Annotated in this window: 15 protein-coding genes; 12 read left to right on the forward strand and 3 right to left on the reverse strand. The window is 72.1% G+C overall.

What is annotated here, in order from left to right; genetic code table 11:
• Positions 1 to 99: 99 nt before the first annotated feature.
• Together DLJ58_RS11470 and DLJ58_RS11475 are read right to left on the reverse strand one after the other, a co-directional pair.
• Positions 100 to 354, reverse strand: coding sequence for a hypothetical protein (locus tag DLJ58_RS11470; protein ID WP_124855626.1), 255 nt, complete (start codon positions 352 to 354; stop codon positions 100 to 102).
• A complete protein-coding gene (locus DLJ58_RS11475) occupies positions 351 to 3530 on the reverse strand; it encodes a type 2 lanthipeptide synthetase LanM family protein (protein ID WP_124855628.1) in 3180 nt (1059 codons plus the stop codon). The genes DLJ58_RS11470 and DLJ58_RS11475 overlap by 4 nt, the downstream gene beginning before the upstream one ends.
• A gap of 280 nt (positions 3531 to 3810) precedes the next feature.
• Between DLJ58_RS11475 and DLJ58_RS11480 the strand changes: the two genes are divergently transcribed.
• From DLJ58_RS11480 to fabG, 4 genes are all read left to right on the forward strand, one after another.
• Positions 3811 to 5631, forward strand: a complete 1821-nt coding sequence (locus DLJ58_RS11480) for an AfsR/SARP family transcriptional regulator (RefSeq protein ID WP_158629571.1) — start codon at positions 3811 to 3813, stop codon at positions 5629 to 5631.
• A 68-nt stretch (positions 5632 to 5699) separates the two neighbouring features.
• Complete coding sequence (locus DLJ58_RS11485) at positions 5700 to 6068, forward strand: ApeI family dehydratase (protein ID WP_124855632.1); 369 nt, start codon at positions 5700 to 5702, stop codon at positions 6066 to 6068.
• On the forward strand, positions 6068 to 6532 hold the full coding sequence (locus tag DLJ58_RS11490) for a 3-hydroxyacyl-ACP dehydratase FabZ family protein (protein WP_124855634.1): 465 nt from the start codon (positions 6068 to 6070) through the stop codon (positions 6530 to 6532). The genes DLJ58_RS11485 and DLJ58_RS11490 overlap by 1 nt, the downstream gene beginning before the upstream one ends.
• Positions 6529 to 7275, forward strand: coding sequence for a 3-oxoacyl-ACP reductase FabG (fabG, locus tag DLJ58_RS11495; protein ID WP_124855636.1), 747 nt, complete (start codon positions 6529 to 6531; stop codon positions 7273 to 7275). Before DLJ58_RS11490 ends, fabG begins: the two co-directional genes overlap by 4 nt.
• Here fabG and DLJ58_RS11500 read toward each other — a convergent pair.
• On the reverse strand, positions 7247 to 8134 hold the full coding sequence (locus DLJ58_RS11500) for an SDR family NAD(P)-dependent oxidoreductase (RefSeq protein WP_124855638.1): 888 nt from the start codon (positions 8132 to 8134) through the stop codon (positions 7247 to 7249). The two genes, fabG and DLJ58_RS11500, sit on opposite strands and share 29 nt — an antisense overlap.
• A gap of 179 nt (positions 8135 to 8313) precedes the next feature.
• On the opposite strand from DLJ58_RS11500, the gene DLJ58_RS11505 reads away from it, so the two are divergent.
• From DLJ58_RS11505 to DLJ58_RS11540, 8 genes are all read left to right on the forward strand, one after another.
• Positions 8314 to 9270 carry a beta-ketoacyl-ACP synthase III gene (locus tag DLJ58_RS11505; RefSeq protein WP_124855640.1) on the forward strand — a complete coding sequence of 319 codons (957 nt, stop codon included), beginning with the start codon at positions 8314 to 8316 and terminating at the stop codon, positions 9268 to 9270.
• A gap of 41 nt (positions 9271 to 9311) precedes the next feature.
• On the forward strand, positions 9312 to 9566 hold the full coding sequence (locus DLJ58_RS11510; protein ID WP_124855642.1) for an acyl carrier protein: 255 nt from the start codon (positions 9312 to 9314) through the stop codon (positions 9564 to 9566).
• The gene (locus tag DLJ58_RS11515) at positions 9563 to 10918 is read left to right on the forward strand and encodes a condensation domain-containing protein (protein ID WP_124855644.1); all 1356 of its coding nucleotides are present in this window, start codon (positions 9563 to 9565) and stop codon (positions 10916 to 10918) included. Before DLJ58_RS11510 ends, DLJ58_RS11515 begins: the two co-directional genes overlap by 4 nt.
• A 212-nt stretch (positions 10919 to 11130) precedes the next feature.
• Complete coding sequence (sbnA, locus tag DLJ58_RS11520) at positions 11131 to 12099, forward strand: 2,3-diaminopropionate biosynthesis protein SbnA (protein ID WP_208741032.1); 969 nt, start codon at positions 11131 to 11133, stop codon at positions 12097 to 12099.
• Positions 12093 to 13115: a 2,3-diaminopropionate biosynthesis protein SbnB gene (gene sbnB, locus DLJ58_RS11525; protein WP_124855648.1), complete on the forward strand. Its 1023-nt coding sequence runs from the start codon at positions 12093 to 12095 to the stop codon at positions 13113 to 13115. Before sbnA ends, sbnB begins: the two co-directional genes overlap by 7 nt.
• Before the next feature lie 10 nt (positions 13116 to 13125).
• Entirely contained in the window at positions 13126 to 13332 is a 207-nt protein-coding gene (locus DLJ58_RS11530; RefSeq protein WP_124855650.1) for an MbtH family protein, read from the forward strand.
• A gap of 48 nt (positions 13333 to 13380) precedes the next feature.
• Entirely contained in the window at positions 13381 to 18378 is a 4998-nt protein-coding gene (locus DLJ58_RS11535) for a non-ribosomal peptide synthetase (RefSeq protein WP_124855652.1), read from the forward strand.
• Positions 18375 to 23160, forward strand: a 4786-nt coding sequence (locus tag DLJ58_RS11540) for a non-ribosomal peptide synthetase (protein WP_124855654.1), incomplete at its 3' end; no start/stop codon positions are given. The genes DLJ58_RS11535 and DLJ58_RS11540, both read left to right, overlap by 4 nt.

The raw sequence follows: 23160 nt of genomic DNA on the forward strand, positions 1-23160 counted from the left end.
CATCGATGACCAGGGTCAGACAGCAGGCGCACCGAGCCTGGCGGGATTATCGTCCGACCGGACTGATCGCCGCGCTGACCGGGTGGTTTCCGCCCAGGGTCACAGAGCGAAGGTGGGGCAGCAGGTGGTGAGCGGGGCGGCGGCGTCGACGGTTCCGGCGTCGCCAGCGACCAGGTGTCCCACCAGGAGGCCCACCGGGATGGCCAGACCGGCCAGGGCCGCAGTACGCAGGCCGAAGGCCACCATCGGGCTGACCTTTGGCTCCCCGGCGGGGTTCGGGTCCTCAAAGTGGGCGGTCTCGACGTGGGCGGTCTCGACGTGGGTGACGTCGGCGGTGAGCTGTTGAGACATCATTGTTCTTCTCTCCTCGTGGTGAACGGGTTGGTGAGCGACAGCCAGTCGGGTCCGGTTGGCTGTGGGGTGGGTTCCAGGAGCAACGCGGACGGAATCCGTGCGGCCAGGGCGGAGCGCAGCAGTCCGTAGCCGATGCCGGCGAGGCCGGTCAGCAGTCCCGGTGTGAGCACTCCGTCGGGTGTGCCGCAGTAGCGCGTCTGCCATTGCAGGGAGTTGAGGAGCAGGGTGGTCCGCTGCCGTAGCGCGGCGGCGGCCGCAGGGCCAGCCGGCCCCGCGGCCAGCACGGTCAGCGCCTCACCGATACCGGACTCGCCGTGGCAGATACTCAGGTCGCGGGACAGCGGCCGATCGGCCAAGCGCCGGACGAGGTGAGCCAGCGCGTCCAGGTCTGTGGGCGAGGTGTCCGCGTCGTGTCGACCGGCGAGGGCGAGTGCCAGGCCGGCGGTGCCGGCACACCACCCGGACGAGCTGGTCGGGGTCTGCCGGGCGTGCCGCAGGGCTTTGTCTGCCGCGTCCGCATGCTGCGGTGAGCCGCCGCCGACGTCGACGAACCGTTGCAGGGCGTACGCGATGCCGGCGGTGCCATCGGCGAAGCCAGCTGGACTGGCGGGGTGATCGGACACGGTCGTACCGGCCAGCTGGTCGGCGCAGGTCCGGGCCAGCGCCGCCGCCCGATCGAGACCCAGCTCGGCGTGGATCGATGTCATCGCGGCCAGGCAGCCGGCCCTGCCGGTGGCCCAGTCGTCGGTGGTGGAGCCGGCGACCGCGACCTCGGCGAGTTCGACAGCCGTGTCGACCCACCGACCGATCTCCGGGTCGTCGAGCAGCACGGCCAGCCGAGCCAGCCCGTAGGCCAGTCCGCCGAGGCCGTGGAGCCCGCCACAGCCGATCGCCCTGACCAGCTCGGGTCGATCCGAGAGCAGGCGCAGTAGCCCCGGCGTCGCGGCGACCGCCCGCCGGGCCACGTCGCCGTAGCGGGCCACGCCGCTGATGTGAGCGAGCTGGCCGAGGAAGAGCGCCACGCCGAGGTACCCGTTGGCCAGGCCGGCCCCCATCGGGAGCAGCAGCCACTGCCGGTTGTCGACGAGCTCCAGGCCGAGCCAGTTCACGCGGTCCCGGCCCGGTGCGCCACGGGCGACGATCTGGTCGGCGATCGCACAGGCTGCCGAGACCAGCCGTTCGGGTGGGGCGGCGATTCCGTGCGACGCGCCCTCCATTGGCGCCGTGTCGCCATGCGCGCCGACCGGCCGGCGGGTGGCCAGGCTGGCCATGATGACCCACTCCTGGTCCTGCCGGTCGGCCTCGCCGAGCCCGGCGATCCGGTCCAGTGCCGCGTCGACGCCGCTGCGGTACAGCGGCACCGCGGTCGGCTCCCCGTCGGCTGCCAGCTGGGGGCTGTCGGCCCGGGCGTGGAAGTACGGCACGTCACCGCGCCACAGGGCCGCGATCTCGTGGCGGGCGAACATTGGGTCGCCGGGCAGTGTGGTCCGGCCGCAGAGCCGCCCGAGGAAGCGATCCCGGTCCAGACCGTCGCGCAGCAGGCTCGGATGGGTGGCCTCGTCGAGCAGCGTCCGGTAGGCCCAGGTGGGCCGCACGACGAGTCGCACCGTCATGGCCGACGACGCCTTGACCAGCTGGGCGAAGTCCTCGCGATGGGCCTCGATTGCTTCGTAGCCGAGCCGGAAACCCGCCAGCATCGCCGCCTCGTGGTCCTCCGGATCGATCACCCGGTCGCCGAGCCGGGGCCGGTTCGAGGCGCCGTCGAAGGTGGACGCGCGACGTACCAGGCGCATCTGGTCTGTGCCCGGGTCAGCCCAGTCGATCTGACTGACCGGGCTCTGCCGGCCCTCGTCGCCGCCGGCGCCGGACAGGTCCATGATGCCCTGCTCACCGACGACGATCAGCGGCAGCAACGCGGTTCGGTGCACCGAGGCGGCGAGCAGGTCGGCGGCTGGATCGCCGCTCTGGGTTGCGGGCCGCCAACTGGGGCTGAACAACGTCTCGGCGTCGATGGCGACGGGGTCCTCGCCGCTGGCGATCACGTTCTCGTAGTGCAGATCGGTGGTGTTGAGGGCGTGGGCGAGCGCCAGCAGTGCACCCTGTCGTCGATAGAAGCGGTCCGCGCCGTCCGGGTCGGCCAGCGGTGCCGCGGTCACGAACTCGGTCCAGCCGTACTCCGGGCGGACCAGGCAGGCGGCCGTCCGCATGCCGACGGTGGGCACCATCCGGTTCATCCAGCCGACGAAGGCCGCCAACCGGTCGTCGTAGGTGAGATCCCGGGGCTTGTAGACCAACCGCCGGCCGTCGGCGAACTGGACCACGGTGGTGGTCCGGCCGGCCCGGTGTGGGTCACCCCGCCTGTCGTCGACGGCCACCAGTGGGCCGGGGTCCACGCCGCCCAGGAGGTTGTCGACCAGGCAGTCCCGGTCGGCGGTGTACCGGGCGAGCAGCTCCAGCATCGCGTCGGTGGCGTGCGCGGTGGCCTGCCCAAGCAGCCTGGCCAGGACCGGAAGATCGGTGAACAGCGCAGCCAGCCCTGCCGGGGTGGCAAGCTGGCGGACGAAGCCGATGAATCGGGCGCGACTGTCGGCACCCTGGAGGAGGCCGGCGATCCTGCGGCGGTGCAGCTCCTCGACGAAGGTACGGGCGGCCAGCGCGGCCAGACGCCGTTCCAGGGCGGCCCCCAACGCGGCGTCCAGCGCGCCCAGGTCGACCTGGGCGTCGGTCACCGGGCCGGAGCCCCGGCGGAAGCGAGCCCTCGCCTCGTCGACCAACGGGCGCAACGGCAGGGCGAACGCCGCCCTCCAGTCCGCTGGGACCGGCACCGGCGGAGGCGGTGCGGCGGCGTGCACCGCGGACTCGATCAGGACCGCCCAGGGCGGTGGGTCGACTCGCGCGGCGAGGTGCTCGTCGTCCTCGGCGAGGAAGGTGAGCAACCGGTCCTCGTCGACGCCCAGCTCGCCCAGCCGGACGTCCAGCTCCGGCCCACGGTCGGCCCGCCACAGATCCAGCCGCGACCGTGCGTGCCCGAACCGCTCGCTGTCTACCGGGTCGGTGCCGCCGCCGGCGGTCACCCGCTCGTGCAGCGCCAGGCCCCGCATCCACCAGCCGCGGCGGAGTCGGGGCGACTCGGCCGGAGCGAGGCTGGGTGGGCCGTCGACGTCCGTGGTGTTCATCGAGTTGAGGGTGCCAAGCGACGACGGGTATCTCATGCGTGGGATCCACCCAAATTCTTGTCGGTCCGGCTGGTCGCCGCAGTTTGCGCACTGTCCGGTGCGGTCCGGACGACAGTCGGTGATGACCGCCCGGAGGGTGGGGACCGGAGGCCGGTGTCGGTGGTGTGGCGACAACACGTGGGTGCGGACGACGGAACTTGGGTGGCGGGCACAGATGTGTCGATGCGCGGCGGTGGTCGACTCTCCGACTGTTCGTTGGGCTGACCCGATCGGAGCGACTGTGGAGTTTCGCGTACTGGGGCCGGTGAGCGCCTGGCGCGACGGCGGCGAGGTCCCGCTGGACGGCGCCAAGCAGCGCACCGTCCTGGCCGTCCTGTTGCTCGCCCGAGGGCGAACAGTCTCCGACACGCGTCTCTGCCAGCTGCTGTGGGACGAGAAGCCGCCGGCGACATTCGCCGCCCAGCTCTACAACTACGTCTCCCGGCTGCGGAAGTATCTCGGCGACGACGTGGAGATCGTCCGGCAGTGGTCCGGGTACCTGCTGCGGATGCGCGACAGCCGACTCGACATCGAGGAGTTCGAACGGCTGGCCGGGCTGGGTCGGGACGCACTGCGCTCCGGCCGGCACGAGGAGGCCGCGCGGCACCTGCACGAGGCGCTCGCGCTGTGGAGCGGAGCGACGCTCAGCAACGTCACCGACCACCTCATCGAGGCGGAGTCGCCCCGGATGGCCGAGGTGCGGATGGCGGCCCTGGAGGATCGCATCACGGCCGACCTGATGCTGGGCCGACAGGCCGACCTGGTGGTGGAACTGAGCGATCTGGTCGCCGCGCAGCCGCTGCACGAGTTGCTGCGCAGCCATCTGATCACGGCGCTGCTGCGATGTGACCGCCAGGCCGACGCGCTGGCCGTCTACCACCAGGGCCGGCGGGTCCTCGCCGACGAGTTGGGTGCCGATCCGGGCCTGGCCCTCGCCGAGGCGTACCAGACGGTGCTGGCCGGCCCCGGGACGCCCGACGCCGCTGTCGCACTGCGGCCCGGACCGGGCTGGCGCGACGTCCGACCGGCGATGCTGCCGCCCGGGGCGCAGGACTTCTGCGGCCGGAAGCAGGAGCTGCGGGCGCTGGCCGGGCTGCTCGCCGAGACGTCGCCGTCCGCTCCGCAACGGACGCTGCTGACCGGGATGGCCGGCGTCGGCAAGTCGGCGCTGGCGCTGCGGGCCGCGCACCTGTGCAGCAGCGACTTCCCGGACGGGCAGCTCTACGCCGACCTCGGCGGCACCCGGGGCAACGCCATCGACCCGGGCGACGTGCTGGGCTGGTTCCTCCGGAGCCTCGGCAATGCCGAGGAGGCCATCCCGAGGCGCCTCGACGAACGCGAGTGCCTCTACCGCAGCCAGTTGGCCGGCCGGCGGGTCCTGGTGGTACTCGACAACTCCGCCAGCTATCCGCAGGTCCGCCCGCTGTTGCCCGGTGACCCGTCCTGTCGGGTGATCCTGACCTGTCGTGGCCGCCTCTCCGAGTTGCCCGGTGTCACCCGCGTCGAAGTGGGCATCCTCGACCCGGCGCAGGCGCTGGAGCTGTTCGCCACGATCGTCGGCTCGCCGCGGGTGGCCGCCGAGCCCGGTGCCGCACACCGGATCGTGCAGCTGTGTGGGCGGCTCTCGATCGGCATCCGGGTGGCTGCGGCGCGACTCATCGCTCGGCCGCACTGGTCGCTGGGCTACCTCGCGCAGCGGCTGGCCGACGAACGGTTCCGTCTCAACGAACTACGGCTGGGGACGCTGGACGTGCGGGCCCGCATCGAGGGCAGCTACCAGGAACTGGAGGTCGAGAGCCAGGTCGCGCTGCGCCGGCTGGCACTGCTGAACACTGCCGACTTCCCGATCGGCGCCGCCGCCCGGGTGCTCGGCGTGACGCCCCGGGTGGGGGAGGAGGTGGCCGAGAGCCTGGTCGACGCCCGGCTGCTGGAAATCGCGGGCTCGGACGGCGGGCGGCGGCAGCGACACCGCTTCCACGACCTGGTGCGGGTCTTCGCGCGGGAGAAGGCCGACCCGGTGGACCACCGCGTGGTGACCGCCCGATCAGCGTTGCCGGTGTAGCCGCGCCTGCGCCTCCGCGTGCTCCCGGCGTATGGAGAAGATATAGCCGGTGCCAGCACGGTCAGTGAGTGACCATCCTGATCCCGCCCGAGTGCGCGACCAACGCGCGGATCGACCTCGACCACGCCAGCGGGGACGAGATCGTCGGCCGAGTTCGGCCCGACCGGGACGACCCGGTCTTCGCCGGGCACTATCCCGGCTTCCCCCTGCTGCCCGGTGTCTACATCGTCGAGTACGTGCACCGCGCCGTCCTCGCGGCGATGCCGTCGGAGATCCTCGCCGAGCTGGTGTCCTGCCGGTTCCTCCGAACGATCGATCTCGACGACGAGCTGGTCATCACCATCCGGCGCGACGGCGGGCTACGCCGGGGCACGGTCGCCGTGTCCGGTGTACCGGCCGCCGAGGTGGTGTTGCGCTATCAGGAAGGAAACCCTTGATGCTCGACCGCGACGACATTCGACGGCTCATCCCGCACCGACCACCGATGCTCCTGGTCGACGGAGTCAGCGAACTGGTACCCCGAAGTCGGCTGGTGGGCAGTTACACGGTGACCGGGACCCGGCCGCTGCCGACCGTGCTGCTGTTGGAGTCGTGGGGCCAGGCGGCATTGGTGCTGATCAGGCACGACCGGCCGATGCCCACCGTACTGACCGACGGAGTGCCGATCGCGGGTGCATTCGAGGGGATCCGCTTCGGCCGGCCGGTGCTGCCCGGTGAGACGGTCGAGCACCGGGTCGAGCTGATCCGGCTGATCGCCGACACGGGTTTCGTGCGGGGCGAGAGCGTGGTCGGTACCGAGGTGGTCATGCAGGTCGGTCGTCTGGTCGGCGCGGTACGCCCGGCCGCTGCGCTTCGCCCCGCCGTCCCGGCCGGGGTCCCCGACGTCAAGGAGTCGACATGAGTGACATTCGACGACCGGTCGCCCTCGTCAGTGGCGGATCCCGAGGGATCGGTCGGGCCGTGGTCCGGCAGCTCGCCGCAGACGGGTACGACGTGGCCTTCTGTTATCAGAGCAACCGGGAGGCCGCCGAGAAGGTGGCCGCAGAGGCGCTGGAGACCGGTGCCCGGGTGCTGGCCCGGCAGGTGGACGTCGCCGATGCCGCGCAGGTGCGCGACTTCGTCACGGGGGCGGAGCAGGACCTGGGCGAGATCGCGGCACTGGTGACCGTCGCCGGGATCATCCGTGACCGGCCGTTGGCGATGATGGCCGACGAGGACTGGCAGTCGGTGATCGACGTCAACCTCGGGGGTGTCCACAACGTGTGCCGGGCGGCGATCCGCCGGATGATGCGGCGTCGTGGTGGCGCCATCGTCACGGTGTCCTCGGTGGCCGGCATCACCGGCAGCCCGGGCCAGACCAACTACTCGGCCTCGAAGGCCGGCATCATCGGCTTCACGAAGGCGCTGTCGAAGGAGGTCGGCTCGTACGGGATCCGGGTCAACGCCGTGGCCCCGGGCTTCATCGAGACCGACATGCTGAACGACCTGCCGGCCGGCCTGGCCGTGGGCGTCCAGCAGCGGACCGCCCTCGGCCGGCTGGGCCAGGCGGAGGAGATCGCCCCGGTGGTGACGTTCCTGCTGTCGGAGCGGGCCTCCTACCTGACCGGGCAGGTCGTCACAGTTGACGGTGGTCTGACGTTCTGACCCGCTGCGCCGCGAGCCGGGTCCGCATGGCCTCCAGGCGGACCTGGCTCGCCTGCGTCCGGGCCCGACGCGCCGTGATCCGGGGATAGGCCGTGCCGAGCAACCGGGTGAGCAGGTCGACCCGTCGCGCGTCCGCCCCGACGATGATCTTCACCCGGTTGCGCCGGACCCCGCGCAGGATGAGCCGTGCGGCCTGCTCGGCCGAGGTCGTCGCCTCGCGGGCGAAGCGCTCCCGGATCCCGCCGTAGCCGAGCCCCTTCGCGGCCCGGGCGTTGCTGAAGATGTCGGTCCGCACCTTGCCCGGGTAGACGCAGCTGACCTTCACCGGCACGTCGCCGACCCGCATCTCCTGCAACACCGCCTCGGTGAAACCCCGGACGGCGAACTTGGCCGCGTTGTACGCGCTCTGCGCAGGTGCCGCGGTCAACCCGTACATGCTGGAGATGTTCACCAGGTGGCCCTGCGAGGCGACGAGTAGCGGCAGAAAAGCCCGGGTGCCGTGCACCACGCCCCAGAAGTCGACGTCCAGCACCCACCGCATGTCGTCCCACTCGGCCTCGGTGATCGAGGCCAGCAGAGTCACCCCGGCATTGTTGATCACCAGGTCGGCGCCGCCGAAGTCGGCGCGTACCTCCTTGGCGTGGGCCTGCACCGCCAGCCGGTCGGTGACGTCCAACCGGTAGGTGCGGACCTCGGCTCCCCGCTCGGCGCAGCTCGCCGCGGTCTGCGCCAGGCCCTCCTCCGCCGCGTCGGAGAGGGCCAACCGGGCGCCCTGGGCGGCCAGTTCGACCGCCAGTGCCCGGCCGATGCCCGAACCGGCTCCGGTGACGACCGCGACCTTTGTTCGGAACTCCTCCATGCGCGCTCCCTCGGAATGGGCGTGCCCGCCCGCGGCGACACACGTCCCCCGAACGGTCCGGTGCCGGGCTATCTCTTTTCCATACCGGGCGCGATGTAGAGAAGTTATGAGAGCCCCGCCGAACACTGCCTCCGGACGGTGCCACCAGGACGCCGACCAGGCGTGGTGCGGAGGAGGCGATGGCACAGATGACAGGTGCGGCAATCACCGGGCTGGGGGCGTACCGGCCGAGCAGGCTGATCACCAACGAGGAGATCGCCGAGGAAGCCGGGGTGACTCCGGAGTGGATCGAGGAGCGGACCGGCATCCGGTCGCGCTACCGGTCCGGGCCGGAGGAATCCGTGACAATGATGGCCGCCGAGGCCGGCGGGAAGGCGTTGGCCATGGCGAACGTCGACCCGGCCGACGTGGACCTGGTCATCCTCGCCTCGGCGACGAAGAAGGACCGCATCCCGGGCGGGGCGCCCGAGGTGGCCAGCCGTATCGGCATCACCGCCACCGGCGCGTTCGACCTGAACGCCGCCTGCGCCGGCTTCGCCTACTCGATCGGCATCGCGGCCAACGAGATCCGGATGGGCAGCGCCCGCAACGTGCTGGTCGTCGGAGCGGAACAACTGAGCAGGTTCATCGACCCGGAGGACCCGGCGACGTACGTCATCTTCGGTGACGGTGCGGGTGCCGCGGTGGTCTCCCCCGCGGAGGTCGACGGCATCAGCCCGACAGTGTGGGGCAGCGACGGCGCGCGGTCCGACATCCTCGGCACCAAGTGGGACGCCAACGGCCGCGAGTTCGCCAAGATGGACGGCCCCCTGGTCTACCGGTGGTCGACCAAGAACGTGCCGAGGGTGGCCCGCAAGGTGTGCGCCCTGGCCGGTGTCGAGCTCTCGGACATCGACTGGTTCGTGCCGCACCAGGCGAACCTCCGCATCGTCGACCAGTTGGCCGAGATCCTCCAGATCCCGGACGAGAAGGTCGCCAAGGACATCATCGACACCGGCAACACCTCAGCCGCGTCGGTGCCGCTGGCGCTCAGCCGTCTGTACGAGAGCGGTCAGACCACCCCCGGCGACCGCGTGATGCTGCTGGGCTTCGGGGCGGGACTGGCCTACGCCGGTCAGCTCATCCGGATGCCCTGACCACTCCGATCACGACCCCTTCCTTCGAAAGGACAAGCACCATGACGCTGACCGTGAACCAGGTGTCCCTCGACGTCGTATCGCTCACCCGCAAGCTGATGACCGAGAACGTCGACCGGGAGATCAACGTAGGCGACACCTTCGTCGAGCTCGGTCTGGACAGCCTCAAGCTCGTCGACCTGCTCGCCGCCGTGGAGACCCACTTCGACATCGAGGTGCCGGACGAGATGGTCGGCAGCTTCGCCAAGGTCCAGGATCTCAGCGACTTCGTCCTCTCCGCCCGGTCTGCGGTGTGACCGAGGACGTCCGGGAGTTGTCGGTAGGGCAGCGGGCGCTGTGGCTGGTCCACCGGCTGGCCCCGGACAGCCCGGCCAGCAACGTGGTCCACGGGCTGCACGTCGAACCCCTGCTCGACCCGGACGTGGTACGCCGGGCGGTGGCGGCGGTGCGATCGCGCCACGACCTGCTCCGGTCCCGGTTCGTGCAGACCGAGCAGGGGCCGGTGCGGGTCGTCGATCCCGACCTCGGGTGCGAGGTCGAGGTCCACGATGTTCCCGACCTGGACGACGACGGGCTGTTGCGCCGCTGCCAGGAGTTCGGCGACCGGCCGCTCCGGCTCGAGCGGGACGGTCCGATGCGGGTGGCGCTGCTGCGGCGGCGTACCGACTGCGTGCTGGTGGTGGTCATCCACCACATCGCCACCGACTTCCACTCGCAGCGGATCGTCTGGCAGGAGTTGGACGCCGCGTACGGGGCGTTGCAGGCCGGGCGGCCGGTGGAGTTGCCGCCGGCCTCCGGCAGCTACGACGACTTCCTGGCCCGGGAGCGGGCGGCGCTGGCCGGCGAGCGCGGCGAGCGGCTGCGCGCGTACTGGGATCGGGTCTGCGACGGTGCCACGGCGGCCACCCTTCCGACCGACCGGCCTCGTCCGCCGGTGCGTTCGTTCCGTGGCGGCGCATTCAGCCAGGAACTCCCGGACGACCTCGCCGCCCGGCTGCGGGAGACCGCGGCGGCGGCCGGGGTGACGCCGTACGCGGTCGTGCTCGCCGCGTTTCAGGCGACGATGTACCGCTACACCGGTCTGGGGGAGTTCACCGTCGGTTGTCCGGCGTCGCTGCGCCGGGGACGGGCGCTGCGCGGGGTGGTCGGCATGTTGATCAACACGATCGCGTTGCGGGGGTCGTTCGACGCGGACACCACGTTCGCTACGGCGATCACCGCGGCCGGCCGACAGTTGACCGACGCCGTGGCCCACGCCGCCTACCCGTTCCCGCTGCTCCGATCGGGCCGACGTAACCAGGATCCGCCGGTGCGGGTGACCGTCACCCTGCTGGCTCACCAGCACGGCGACAACTACACAAGCCAGCGGCACGCGTTCGCCGGGCACCAGATCCGGCTGCTGGACATCCCGTACGACGAGGGCCAGTTCGACCTGTCGACGACCCTCACCCAGTACCAGGACGGCCGGCTCCAGGCGGAGTTCGGTTACGACACCGACCTGTTCGACGAGGCGACCGTGCAGCGGCTGGCCGGGCACTTCCTCCAGATGCTGCGGGTTGCCTGCACGACGCCGGAGACGGTGGTGTCCCAGGCGCCGATGGTCGACCAGGCGGAACTGCGCGAACTCCTGGCGCTCGGCACCTCATAGACCGGCGCGGCGTGGCCCCGTGGCGCCTCTGGTGCCACCGGGGCGGTGTGCCCGCCGTACGGGCCGGGTCCGGCCGGCGCGACCCCCGTCGCCGGCCGGGTCCAGGCCCGGCACTGACCGCCCGAGCACCGGTATAGGGCCGGTATAGCGCCGATTGACAACGTCGTGGCGTTGGTGGATCACTTGTGGAGGGAGGAACGGTGCGCGAGGGCATCCTCTCGACGGTCGGGAACACACCGCTGGTACAGCTGGTCCGGTTGTTTCCGGAGTTCCCCTCCCGATTGTTCGTGAAGCTCGAACGGTTCAATCCCGGCGGCAGCATCAAGGACCGCACCGCGCTGAGCATGTTGCGCGCCAAGGTCGAATCCGGGGAGCTGGTGCCCGGCCGATCGGTGGTCGTCGAGTCCAGCTCGGGCAATCTGGCCATCGGCCTCGCGCAGTTCTGCGCGTATTACGCGATCCGGTTCATCTGCGTGGTCGACCCGAAGACCACCCGGCAGAACCTCGCGATCCTGACCGCGTACCACGCGGAGATCGAGATGGTCGAGCACCCCGACCCGGTCACCGGCGAATACCTGCCGGCCCGGCAGCGCCGCGTCCGCGAGCTGTGCGAGCAGGTCCCGTACGCCTACCGCCCGGACCAGTACGCCAACCCGCTCAACGCCGCGGCGCAACGGCAGACGATGGCCGAGATCGTGACCGCGCTCGACGGGCAGATCGACTATCTGTTCTGTTCCACCGGCACCTGCGGGACGCTGGTCGGCTGCGTCGGCTACCTGCGCGAGCAGGGGCTGTCCACGCGGGTGGTGGCGGTGGACGCGGTCGGCAGTGCCATCTTCGGCGACGAGCCAGCGACCCGGCTGATCCCCGGGCACGGCGCCTCAATAGTGCCGCCCCTGGCCGCCGATGCCACACCCGACGAGATCATGCACGTCTCCGACCTGGACTGCGTGGTCGGTTGCCGGCTGCTGCTGCACCGGGAGGCCATCCTCGCCGGAGGGTCGTCCGGCGCCACCGTGGCCGCCCTACGCCGACGGATGGCGGACATCCCGGCTGGTGCCACGGCCGTGCTGATCCTGCCCGACAACGGCGACCGCTACCTCGACACCATCTATTCGGATCTATGGGTTTCCCAGCATTTCGGGGAGATCACCCACCTGTGGAAGGACGCCACGTGCTGATCATCGGTCGGGCTGTTGTGCGGGACATCCTCGACGGCGACGACGCCCGGGTGGTGGATCTGATCCGCCACGCGTACCTGCTGCACGAGCAGGGCCGTACGAGCCTGCCGCACTCGGTCTTCCTGCGCTTCCCGCAGCGACCCCGCGACCGCATCATCGGCCTGCCCGCCCACCTCGGCGGCGACCCGCCGGTGAGCGGGATCAAGTGGATCTCCTCCTTCCCGGGCAACCTGGCCATGGGCCTGGAACGGGCCAGCGCGGCGATCCTGCTGAACTCGATGCGTACCGGCCACCCGGTGGCCCTGGTCGAGGGTTCGGTCATCTCGGCCCGACGTACCGCGGCGAGCGCCGCGCTCGCGGCCGGCCTGCTCACCGCGGACCGCCGCCCCGACGGCCTGGCCCTGATCGGCTGCGGGCTGATCAACCAGCAGGTGCTGCGGTTCGTGGCGGGCACTCTCGCCGCGCCGCCGGCGCTGACGGTATTCGACACCGACCGGCGTCGGGCCGAGGCGTTCGCCGAGACCGCCCGAACCCTGCTGCCGGGAATGCCGACGACGCTGGCCGGGACCGCCGAGGAGGCGATGGCCGCGCACCGGCTGGTCTCGATCGCCACCACCGCCACCGAGCCCCACCTCGACCTGGCCGCCTGCCGGCCCGGCGCGGTGGTGCTGCACCTGTCCCTGCGCGACCTGCTCCCCGAAGGGCTGCTGGCCGCGCGCAACGTGGTCGACGACGCCGATCACGCCTGCCGTGAGGGCACCTCGTTGCAGTTGGCCGAGCAGCTCACCGGTGGCCGGGACTTCATTCACGCCACCATCGGCGCGCTGGCCGGCGGCGAGGTGCGACTGCCCGCCGACGACGTGCCAGTGGTGGTGTCCCCGTTCGGCCTGGGCGTGCTGGACCTCGTGCTCGCCGAGCACGTCCGCGCCACCGCCGACCAGCGACGCCTGGGCGTACGCGTTGACGACTTCCTACCCGTGGGGGACGCCACCGGGGCGTTCGCCGGATCTCTCTGAAGGAGTGGCAATGACCGACAACCGCAGCTACCGCGTGGTGCTCAACGACGAGGAGCAGTACTCGGTCTGGTGGACCGACCGGGACCTGCCCGCCGGCTGGCGTGCCGAGGGCACCGAGGGCAGCCGCGACGAATGCCTGGCCCGGATCGACGAGATCTGGACCGACATGCGGCCGCTGAGCCTGCGCCAGCGCATGGAGTCCCAGGCCACGGCCTGACCACCTGACCCGATCCCGCGCCCGCGCCCGGTCCCTTGGAGGAGCACCATGAGTATCGTTCCGCCAGCGGCGCCCGCAGCCGCAGCCGCCACCCAGGGGGCGGGCACCCTGTCCGAGCTGATCGCCCGGCAGGCCGCGCTGACCCCCAGCGCCATCGCGGTGAGCGGCGAGTCCGAGCAGCTGGACTACGCCGGACTGGACCGGCGGGTCAATCAACTCGGTCGGTACCTGGCCGAGCTGGGCGTCGGCCCGGAATCGCTTGTCGCGGTCAACCTGGACCGCGGCGTCGACCTCGTGGTCGCGCTGCTGGGAGTGTGGCGCGCCGGTGCCGCGTACCTGCCGCTGGACCCGACCCACCCCGCCGAGCGGCGGCGGCGTCTCCTCGCCGGCAGCGGGGCCGGAGTGCTGCTCACCCGTGACGCGCTGCGCGACGAGGCGGCGCCCTGTCGCGTGGTCTGCCTGGACACCGACCGGGCGCGGATCGCGGCCTGCACGGACACCCCGGCGGTGCCGTCACCCGACCCGGACTCGGTGGCGTACGCCATCTACACCTCCGGGTCCACCGGCGAACCCAAGGGAGTGCTGATCACCCATCGCGGTATCGGCAACCGGGTGACCTGGACGATCCGGGAGCACGGCCTGGGCCCCGGCGACCGGGTGTTGCAGAAGACCTCGGTCAGTTTCGACGCGGCGGGCTGGGAGTTCTTCGCCCCGCTGGCCAGTGGCGGCACCGTGGTGCTCGCCCCGGATGGGGCACACCGGGATCCCGCCGCCCTCGTCGCGGCGGTCGTCCGGCACGGGATCACCGTCCTGCAGGGAGTGCCGTCGGTGTTCGGTCGGCTGGTCGACCAGCCCGGTTGGGCCGACTGCACCAGCCTGCGGCTGATCTTCTCGGCGGGTGAGCCGTTGCACGCCGACCTGTGCCGGCGGCTGACGGTCACGCCCGAGGTGCGGGTGTGGAACACCTACGGCCCCACCGAGTGCGCCATCGACGTGACCGCCCACCCGGTGGACCCGGCCCAGCCGGCCGGACCGGTGCCGATCGGGCGCCCGCTGCCCGGCGTCCGCGTCCAGGTCCTCGACGCCGACCGTCGGCCGGTGCCGGTGGGTGTGGTCGGCGAGCTCTACATCGGTGGGGCCAACCTGGGCCGGGGCTATCTGCACCGGCCGGATCTGACCGCCGAACGGTTCGTGCCCGACGAGTACGGGCCGCCCGGCGAGCGCCTCTACCGCACCGGCGACCAGGTCCGGTGGCGCGCCGACCGGAGCCTGGAGTTCGTCGGTCGGACCGATCACCAACTCAAGGTCAACGGGGTACGGATCGAACCGGCCGAGGTGGAGGCGGTGCTCGCCGCGCACCCGGACGTCCAGTCGGCGGTGGTGGTGGGGCACACCGACCCGGCCGGTCGCCGGCAGCTCGCCGCGTACGTCGCCGGTCGCCGGTCACTAGACCCGGCGGCCCTGCGCGCGTTCTGCGTCGGTCGACTGCCCGAGGCGCTCGTGCCTGCCGTGTTCCAGCCGGTGGCGGAGTTTCCGCTCACCGCCAGCGGCAAGATCGACCGGTCCGCCCTGCCGGCGATCGACCCTCTCGACCGCCCGGCGCTCCGGTCGCCGCGGACCGCCGCCGAACAGACTGTCGCGGCCATCTGGCGGGACCTGCTCGGCGTCGACGAGGTCGGCGTCGACGACGACTTCTACCAGCTCGGCGGCTCCTCACTGGTGACGCTGGCGCTGGAGAGCCGGCTCAGCGGGGCGGGCGGCGCGGTGACGCTGCGCGACCTGCTCACCCACACCACCGTGGCCGCACAGGCCCGGCTGGTGGAGGCGGCCACCCCGGCGGCTCCACCGGTGCTGCCCGTGGGTCGTGACCGGCCGCTGCCGCTCTCCGCCGCCCAGCACCGGCTCTGGATGCTCGACCAGCTCGACCCGCGCAGCAAGGAGTGGGTCGTCCCCGTGCACGTACGGCTGCCCGCCGCCATCCACCCCGACCACGTCCGGGTGGCCCTGCACGCGCTCGAGGCACGGCACGAGCCGTTGCGCACCCGCTACCTGGTCGTCGACGGCGTGGCCCGCCAGCAGGTCGTACCGCCGGGAGATGTCGACCTGGAGGTGCGCGACGTCAGCCACGGCGGGTTGGCCGAACTGATCACCGACCAGCTCGGCCGGGGTTTCGACCTGCACACCGGTCCGCTGTGGCGGGCCGGGCTCGCCGTCGCCGCCGGCCGGGATCACCTGCTGGTGCTGGCCGTGCACCACATCGCGTCCGACGCCGGCAGCGCCGACGTCCTCGAACGGGACCTGCGGGAGCTGTGCGACGCCGCCGCGCAGGGACGGCCGGCCGACCTGGCAAAGCTGCGGGTGCAGTACGCCGACTACGCGGTCTGGCAGCAGCGGCACCTCACCGACGAGGTCGTCGGGCGGGAGCTGGCGTACTGGCGGGAGACGCTGGCCGGGATGCCCCAGCTGGAGTTGCCGCTGGACCGTCCGCGTCCGGCCCGGCGGGACGCGCAGGGCAGGATGCTCGGCTTCACCGTCGACGCGGAGGTCGCGGGCGCCCTGACCGAGGTGGGCCGGCGCTGCGCGGCCAGCCCGTTCATGACCCTGCTCACCGGCTTCGCCACGCTTCTCGCCCGCTATACCGGGCAGTGGGACGTGCCGATCGGCACCCCCACCTCCGGGCACCGGCCCACCGAGCTGGACCAGGCGGCCGGGATCTTCCTCAACCCGGTGGTGCTGCGCTGCACCCTGGGCCCGGCGTCCGGCTTCACTCAGGCGGTCAGGCGAGTCCGCGACCGTACCGTCGCTGCCCTGGCCCACCAGGACCTGCCCTTCGACCGCGTGGTGTACGACCTGGTCGGCGAGCGGGACCTGTCCCGCACCCCCCTCTACCAGGTGGCGCTGAACTACCAGGAGGGCGGGATCACCGGCCTGGTGGCCGACGACCCGATCACGATCGAGGCGCTGCGACAGGCGTCCACAGTGGCCAAGACCGACCTGACCGTGCACCTGTGGCCGCAGCCGGACGGCTCCCTCGCCGGCGCCGTGGAGTACGCCACCGCGCTGTTCGACGACGCGACCGTGCGACGACTGGCCGACCACTTCGTCCGGCTGCTGCGCGCCGCCGCCGACGAGCCGGACGCCCGCCTGGACCAGCTCGACCCGTTCTCGGCCGAGGAGCGGCAGCGCCTGCTGCACGAGTGGAACGGGCCGACGGTGCCCCGGCCGGCCACCACAGTGGTCGACCTGTTCGAGGCGCGCCGCGCGGCGACACCGCAGGCCGTGGCGTTGCGCCACGGCGACGCGCGCACCAGCTACGCCGAGTTGGACGACCGGGCCAACCAGTTCGCGAACCATCTGCGCCGCTCCGACGCCGGGTCGGGCGCGACAATCGCCGTACTGCTGGCGCGGGGACCGGACCTGGTCGCCGCGATTCTCGGGTGCTGGAAGGCGGGTGCGGCATGCCTTCCGCTGGATCCGTCGTACCCGGCCGAGCGGATCGGCTACCTGCTCGACACCGCCGGCGTCGGCCTCGCCATCACCGACTCGCGATACGCCGACCGGTTCGGGGTGCCCACCCTCCAGGTGGACACCCACCGGCTGATGGTCAGCGCCGAACCGCACACCGCGCCGGCCCGCGATCTCGACCCGGCGCAGACGGCGTACGTGCTGTTCACCTCCGGATCGACCGGCCGCCCCAAGGGGGTGCTGCTCTCCCACGCCGCGGTGACGAACTTCCTGGCCTGCGCCACCGAGACCGAGGCGCTCGGCGACCGGGGCGGCCGCCCGGCCGGCGGCGGGGCTCCGCTGTTCTCCACCATCGCCTTCGACCTGTCGATCTCCAACCTCTGGGGGCCGCTGGTGGCCGGGCAGCCGGTGACCCTGCTTCCGCAGGAGTTCGACCTCACCCAACTCGGCGCACTGCTGCTGGCCGCCGGCCCGTACGACCGGTTCATCATGACGCCGCCGCACCTGGAGCTGCTGGCCGCGCAGGTCGACGCCGCGCAGGCGCAGCGGCTGGCCGGTCAGCTCTGGGTGGCCGGTGGGGTGCTGCGCGGGTCGGTGGCGAACCAGTGGCTCGACAGGCTTGGCCCCGGCGGCCTGATCAACTCCTATGGTCCGACCGAGACCACCGTGATCATGTCGGCGTACCCGGTCGTCGCACCACAGACCAGCGAGATCGTGTCGATCGGCCGACCGATGGCGAACACCGTGGTGCGGATCCTGGACGACGCGATGCGGCTGCTGCCGGTCGGCGCCGTCGGCGAGCTGTACATCGGCGGCGAGTGCCTGGCCACCGGCTACGTCGGGCGGCCCGGGCTGACCGCCGACCGCTTCGTGCCCGACCCCTTCGGCCCGCCGGGCGCCCGCCTCTACCGCAGCGGCGACCTGGGCCACTGGCGACCCGACGGCACGATGGCGTTCGTCGGCCGGGCGGACGACCAGGTCAAGGTCCGCGGCTACCGCATCGAACCCGGCGAGATCGGCGCTGTCGTCGCCCAACATCCCCGGGTACGCGACTGCGTGGTCCTCGCCCACCAGGACCGCCTGGTCGCCTTCTACTGCGGCGAGGCCACCGACCTGGCCGCGTACTGCGCCAGGCAGTTGCCCGACTTCATGGTGCCGAGTCTCTTCGTGCCGGTGGAGCGGATCCCGCTCAACGCCAACGGCAAGGTGGACCGGGACGCCCTCCGCAACCGGCTCGACGCGGCACTCGCCGACGGCACCGCCGACCCCACCGAATTCGTCGCACCGCAGAGCGTGGTCGAGAAGCGGGTCGCCGCGAACTGGGCGGAGCTGCTCGACGCGCGGATCGGCGCGACCACCGACTTCTTCCTCCTGGGCGGCCACTCGGTGCTCGCCGCCCGGCTGATCGCCGGATTGCAGGAGGAGTTCGACCTCGACCTGCCGATCCGGCTGGTGTTCGAGCACCCCACGGTGCGCGCCCAGGCGATCGCCATCGAAGACCTGATCCGAGCGGAGGTCGACGCGCTGGACGCCGCCGACCTCACCCACGACCTTTCGCGATCCGAGGAGTACCCGGCATGACCAGCATCGCCAACGAGCCGAACCTGCGTGAAGAACTCGTCCAGCGTCGCCTGGCCGGCCGTCGTACCGGCCGCCGGGACCGGATTCCCACCGTCGACCGGTCCGGGGAGCTGCCGCTGTCGTACGGCCAGCAGCAGATGTGGTTCCTCAACCGGATGGACCCCACCAGCGCCGAGTACCTCGTCTCCTCCGCGCTGCGGCTGCACGGGCAGTTGGACGCCGACGCGTTGGGCCGTGCACTCGACGCCCTGGTCGCCCGGCACGAGATCCTTCGCACCCGCTACGCCCTCGCCGGCACCTCTCCGGTCCAGGTGATCGACCCGCCGGCGCACCGCGACCTGCCGGTGGTGGACCTGACCGACCGGCCCCGCGCCGAGCGGGAGGCGGCGCTCGACGCTGTGCTCGCCGACAGCGCGCGCAACGGGTTCGACCTGGCCCGGGAGTGGCCGGTGCGGGCCGTGCTGGTCCGGCTGGACACCGACGAGCACGTCCTGGCCCTGGTGCTGCACCACATCGCCTGTGACGCGCCGTCGGTCGCGGTGCTCACCGGGGAGCTGGCCGAGCTGTACGCCGCCCTGCGGGCCGGCGTCGAGCCCTGGTTGCCGGTGCCCCCCGTGCAGTACGCCGACTTCGCCGCCTGGCAGCGCGGCCGGTCGCGCGCCGAGTCGGTGGCCCGGTCGCTCGACTACTGGCGCGACCAGCTCGCCGGGCTGACGCCGGTGGAGCTGCCGGCCGACCGGACCCGGCCGAAGAGCCGGGACTGGCGGGGCTCGTCGGTGCCGTTCACCCTGAGCGCCGATCTGTCCGCCGCGCTGCGCGGCGTCGCCCGCGACGCCGGCACCACCGTCTTCGTCACCCTGCTCAGCGCCTTCCAGGTGCTGCTGTCGCGCTACACCGGCCGGACCGACCTCGCCGTGGGTACGGTGTCGTCCGCGCGCAGCCGCGCGGAGCTGCACAACCTCGTCGGGTACGGCATCGACAACCTGGTGCTGCGGGCACGGTGGAGCGGCGACCCCTCGTTCGCCGCCCTGCTGGCGCAGACCCGGGACACCGTGCTGGGCGCGTTCGACCACGCCGACGCCCCGTTCGCCCTGCTGACCGACGAGCTGGAACCGGAGCGGGATCTCTCCCGCACCCCGCTCTACCAGGTCGCGTTCACCCTCCAGAGCGAGCCGCCCACCACCGACTGGCCCGGCGACCTGCGCGTGGAGCCGGTCGAGCTGCCCCTGCGCACGTCCAAGGTGGATCTCACGCTGCACGTGGTGGAGGGCGTCGACGGCGGGCTGCGCGGCCGGATCGAGTACGCCACCGCCCTGTTCGACGCGGCCACCGTCGAGCGTGCCGCCGACCACCTGGTGCGACTCCTGGAGCAGGTGGCGGCCGACCCGACGGCCCGACTGTCCGACCTGGCCATCCTCGGTGCCGCCGAGCTGGCCGTGGTGACCCGGGGGCCGGTCACCGCAGACCCGGTCACCGGCACCGTGCACGGCGTCTTCGAGGCGATGGCGGCCACCCACCCCCACGCGGCGGCGATGACGGCGGGCGACACCACCCGCAGCTACGCCGAGCTGAACGCCGACGCCAACCGGCTCGCCCACTGGCTGCGCGGCCACGGTGCCGGTCCGGAACGGCTGGTCGCTGTGCAGCTCGACCACGGCCCCGAACTGGTACCGGCCCTGCTCGGCGTGCTCAAGTCCGGCGCGGCGTACCTGCCCCTCGACCCGGCCTCGCCGGACGAACGCCTCGACTTCATGATCAACGACGCCGGGGCGGAGATCGTGCTGACCACCACCGCCCACCGCGACCGGTACGCCGACTTCGGTGGGACAGTGGTCCTGCTGGACGACCCGGACCTCGTCGCCGAGCTGGCCGCCCAGCCGACCGCCGACCCGGCCGTGCCCATGGACGTCGACAACCTCTGCTACGTCATCTACACCTCGGGCTCCACCGGCCGCCCCAAGGGTGTCGCGGTGGCCCACCGGCAGGTGCTGCGGCTGCTGACCGTCACCGCCGCCGACTACCGGTTCGGCCCGGACGACGTGTGGACCCTGCTGCACTCGTACGCCTTCGACTTCTCCGTCTGGGAGATCTGGGGCTGCCTGCTGCACGGCGGTCGGCTGCTCGTGGTGCCCCGCGAGCTGGCCCGGTCCCCGCAGGAGCTGCTCGACGAGCTGATCGCACAGCGGGTCACGGTGCTCTGCCAGACGCCCACGGCGTTCCGCGCGCTGGTCCGGCTCGCGGCCGACGGCGACGCCCGGATCGACCGGCTCGCCCTGCGGGTGGTGACCTTCGGCGGCGAGAAACTGGACTTCGCCGACCTGGCACCGTGGGTGGCCAGCCGTGGCGTGGACGCACCGCACCTGATCAACATGTACGGGATCACCGAGACCACCGTGCACACCACGTACCACCGGGTCACCGCCGACGAGGTGGGCGGCACGGCCAGCCGGATCGGCGTACCGCTGTCGGACCTCACCGTCCACCTGCTCGACGCCGACGGTCGACCGGTGCCGATCGGTGTGCCCGGCGAGATCCACGTGGGTGGCCCGGGTGTCGCCCGCGGCTACCTCGGTCGCGCCGAACTCACCGCGCAGCGGTTCGTGCCGGACCCGTGGGGGCCGCCCGGTTCGCGGCTCTACCGCAGCGGCGACCTCGCCCGCCGGTACGCCGACGGACGGCTGGAGTTCGTCGGACGCATCGACCACCAGGTCAAGATCCGTGGCTACCGGGTGGAGCTGGGCGAGATCGAGGCGGCCCTGACCGTCCTGCCCGGCGTCCGGGACGCGGTCGTGGTGCTACGCGAGGACAACCCGGGCGACCAGCGGCTGACCGCCTATCTGGTGGCCGACGACACCTCGACGCTGCTGCGCCCCTCACAGCTGCGTACGGCGCTCGGCCGGACGCTGCCGGACTACATGATCCCGGTGGCATTCATGCCGCTGCCCCGGATCCCGCTGACCGTCAACGGCAAGCTCGACCAGGCCGCGCTGCCCGCCCCGGGCCGTTCGGTGGCCGCCGTCGACCGCCCCTACGTGGCCCCGCGCACCACTGTGGAGCAGCACCTCGCCCACATCTGGACCGCCACCCTCGGGCTGGACCGGGTCGGTGTGCGGGACGGCTTCTTCGATCTCGGCGGCGACTCCATCCGCGCGGTGGCACTGGCCGGCGCGTTGCGTGAGGCGTCCTTCGACGTCGAGGTCCGGGACATCTTCGAGCGGCGTACCGTCGCCGAGCTGGCCGAACTGCTCACCGCACGGCCGGCCGCCGAGCCGGAGCCTGCGGTCGCCCCGTTCGAGCTGGTCGGCGAGGCGGACCGGGCCGCGTTGCCCGCCGGCCTGGTGGACGCCTACCCGTGCACCCAGGGTCAGCTCGGCATGCTTGTCGAGCTGCTGTCCGACACCGAGCAGAACCCGTACCACAACGTGACCAGCTACCGGGTCCGTGGCGAAGGGGAGTTCTCCCTGGACGCGCTGCGTGCCGCCGCGGCACTGCTGGTGCGCCGCCACGAGGTGCTGCGTACCTCGTTCGACCTGACCAGCTATTCGGTGCCCATGCAGCTGGTGCACGCCACCGCCGAGCTGGCCGTCACGCACGACCGCAGCCCTGCCGCAGAGCGGGCCGAGCTGGACCGGGAGCTGCGCGAGCACATCGCGGTCGAGCGGGCCCGTCTGTTCGACCTCGATCGCCCGTCGCTGCTGCGGCTGCACGCCAGGACCTGCGCCGACGGCAGTTGGTGGCTCACCATCACCGAGTGCCACCCGATCCTGGACGGGTGGAGCTACCACTCGCTGATCATGGAGCTGGTCCGCGCGTACCAGCAGATCCGGGCCGGAGAGCCGCTGTCGCCGCGGCCCATCCCGTCGGTGCGCTTCGCCGACGCCGTCGCTGCCGAACGGCGGTCGGTCGCCGGTGACGCCGACCGGGCGTACTGGCGTGGTGTCCTGACCGGTCGGGCCCGTCACGACCTGCCCACCGGCTGGGGTGACCCCGAGGCACCGGAGGGCGCCAAGCACGAGCACTGGGTGCCGGTGCAGGACCTCGAATCCGCGCTGCGCGACCTGGGCCGGCGCCTCGGCGTGCCGTTCAAGTCGATCATGCTGGCTGCGCACCTCAAGGTGATGAGCCAGCTCACTGGCGCGGAGCGGTTCTACACCGGCCTGGTCTGCAACATCCGGCCCGAGGCGGCCGGCGCCGACCGGGTGTACGGCATGCACCTCAACACCGTGCCGGTCGGCTACGACGGTCCGGCCGCCACCTGGGACGAGCTGATCCAGCGGACCTTCGACGCCGAGGTGGAGCTGTGGCCGCACCGGCGCTACCCGCTGTCCACCCTGCAGCGGGAGGTCGGCGAGGACGCCCGCATGCTCGACGTGCGGTTCAGCTTCCACGACTTCCACCAGATCGACGCCGACGACATCGACTACGCCGAGTCCATCGACGACAGCCCCACCGAGTTCCCGCTCGGCGTGTTCAGCCGGCTCGGCTTCCTCACCCTGCAGGCCAGCCAGCGGCACGTGGGCCACGACGCCCTGCGCCGCCTGGGCGCCATGTATCGCGTGGTGTTGGAGGCGATGGTGGCGGACCCGGGTGGGGACGCGCGGGTGGTGTGTCTGCCGGCCGGTGAGGTGTCGGTGGTGTTGGCCGATGGTGACGGCGCGGTGGAGCCGGTGTTGGGGTCGGTCCTTCAGTGGTTCGAGGAGCAGGTTTCCCGGGTGCCGTCGGGCGAGGCGGTGAACGGTGTGCCGTTCACCGAGTTGGACGCGCGGGCTGTGGCGTTGGGGG

The organism is Micromonospora arida (assembly GCF_003857035.1).
GTDB lineage: Bacteria > Actinomycetota > Actinomycetes > Mycobacteriales > Micromonosporaceae > Micromonospora > Micromonospora arida.

Coding starts and splice junctions, on each gene's coding strand:
- DLJ58_RS11470 (WP_124855626.1), bottom strand. CDS start 354: ATGATGTCTCAACAGCTCACCGCCGACGTCACCCACGTCGAGACCGCC.
- DLJ58_RS11475 (WP_124855628.1), bottom strand. CDS start 3,530: ATGAACACCACGGACGTCGACGGCCCACCCAGCCTCGCTCCGGCCGAG.
- DLJ58_RS11490 (WP_124855634.1), top strand. CDS start 6,068: ATGCTCGACCGCGACGACATTCGACGGCTCATCCCGCACCGACCACCG.
- fabG (WP_124855636.1), top strand. CDS start 6,529: ATGAGTGACATTCGACGACCGGTCGCCCTCGTCAGTGGCGGATCCCGA.
- DLJ58_RS11500 (WP_124855638.1), bottom strand. CDS start 8,134: ATGGAGGAGTTCCGAACAAAGGTCGCGGTCGTCACCGGAGCCGGTTCG.
- DLJ58_RS11505 (WP_124855640.1), top strand. CDS start 8,314: ATGGCACAGATGACAGGTGCGGCAATCACCGGGCTGGGGGCGTACCGG.
- DLJ58_RS11510 (WP_124855642.1), top strand. CDS start 9,312: ATGACGCTGACCGTGAACCAGGTGTCCCTCGACGTCGTATCGCTCACC.
- DLJ58_RS11530 (WP_124855650.1), top strand. CDS start 13,126: ATGACCGACAACCGCAGCTACCGCGTGGTGCTCAACGACGAGGAGCAG.
- DLJ58_RS11535 (WP_124855652.1), top strand. CDS start 13,381: ATGAGTATCGTTCCGCCAGCGGCGCCCGCAGCCGCAGCCGCCACCCAG.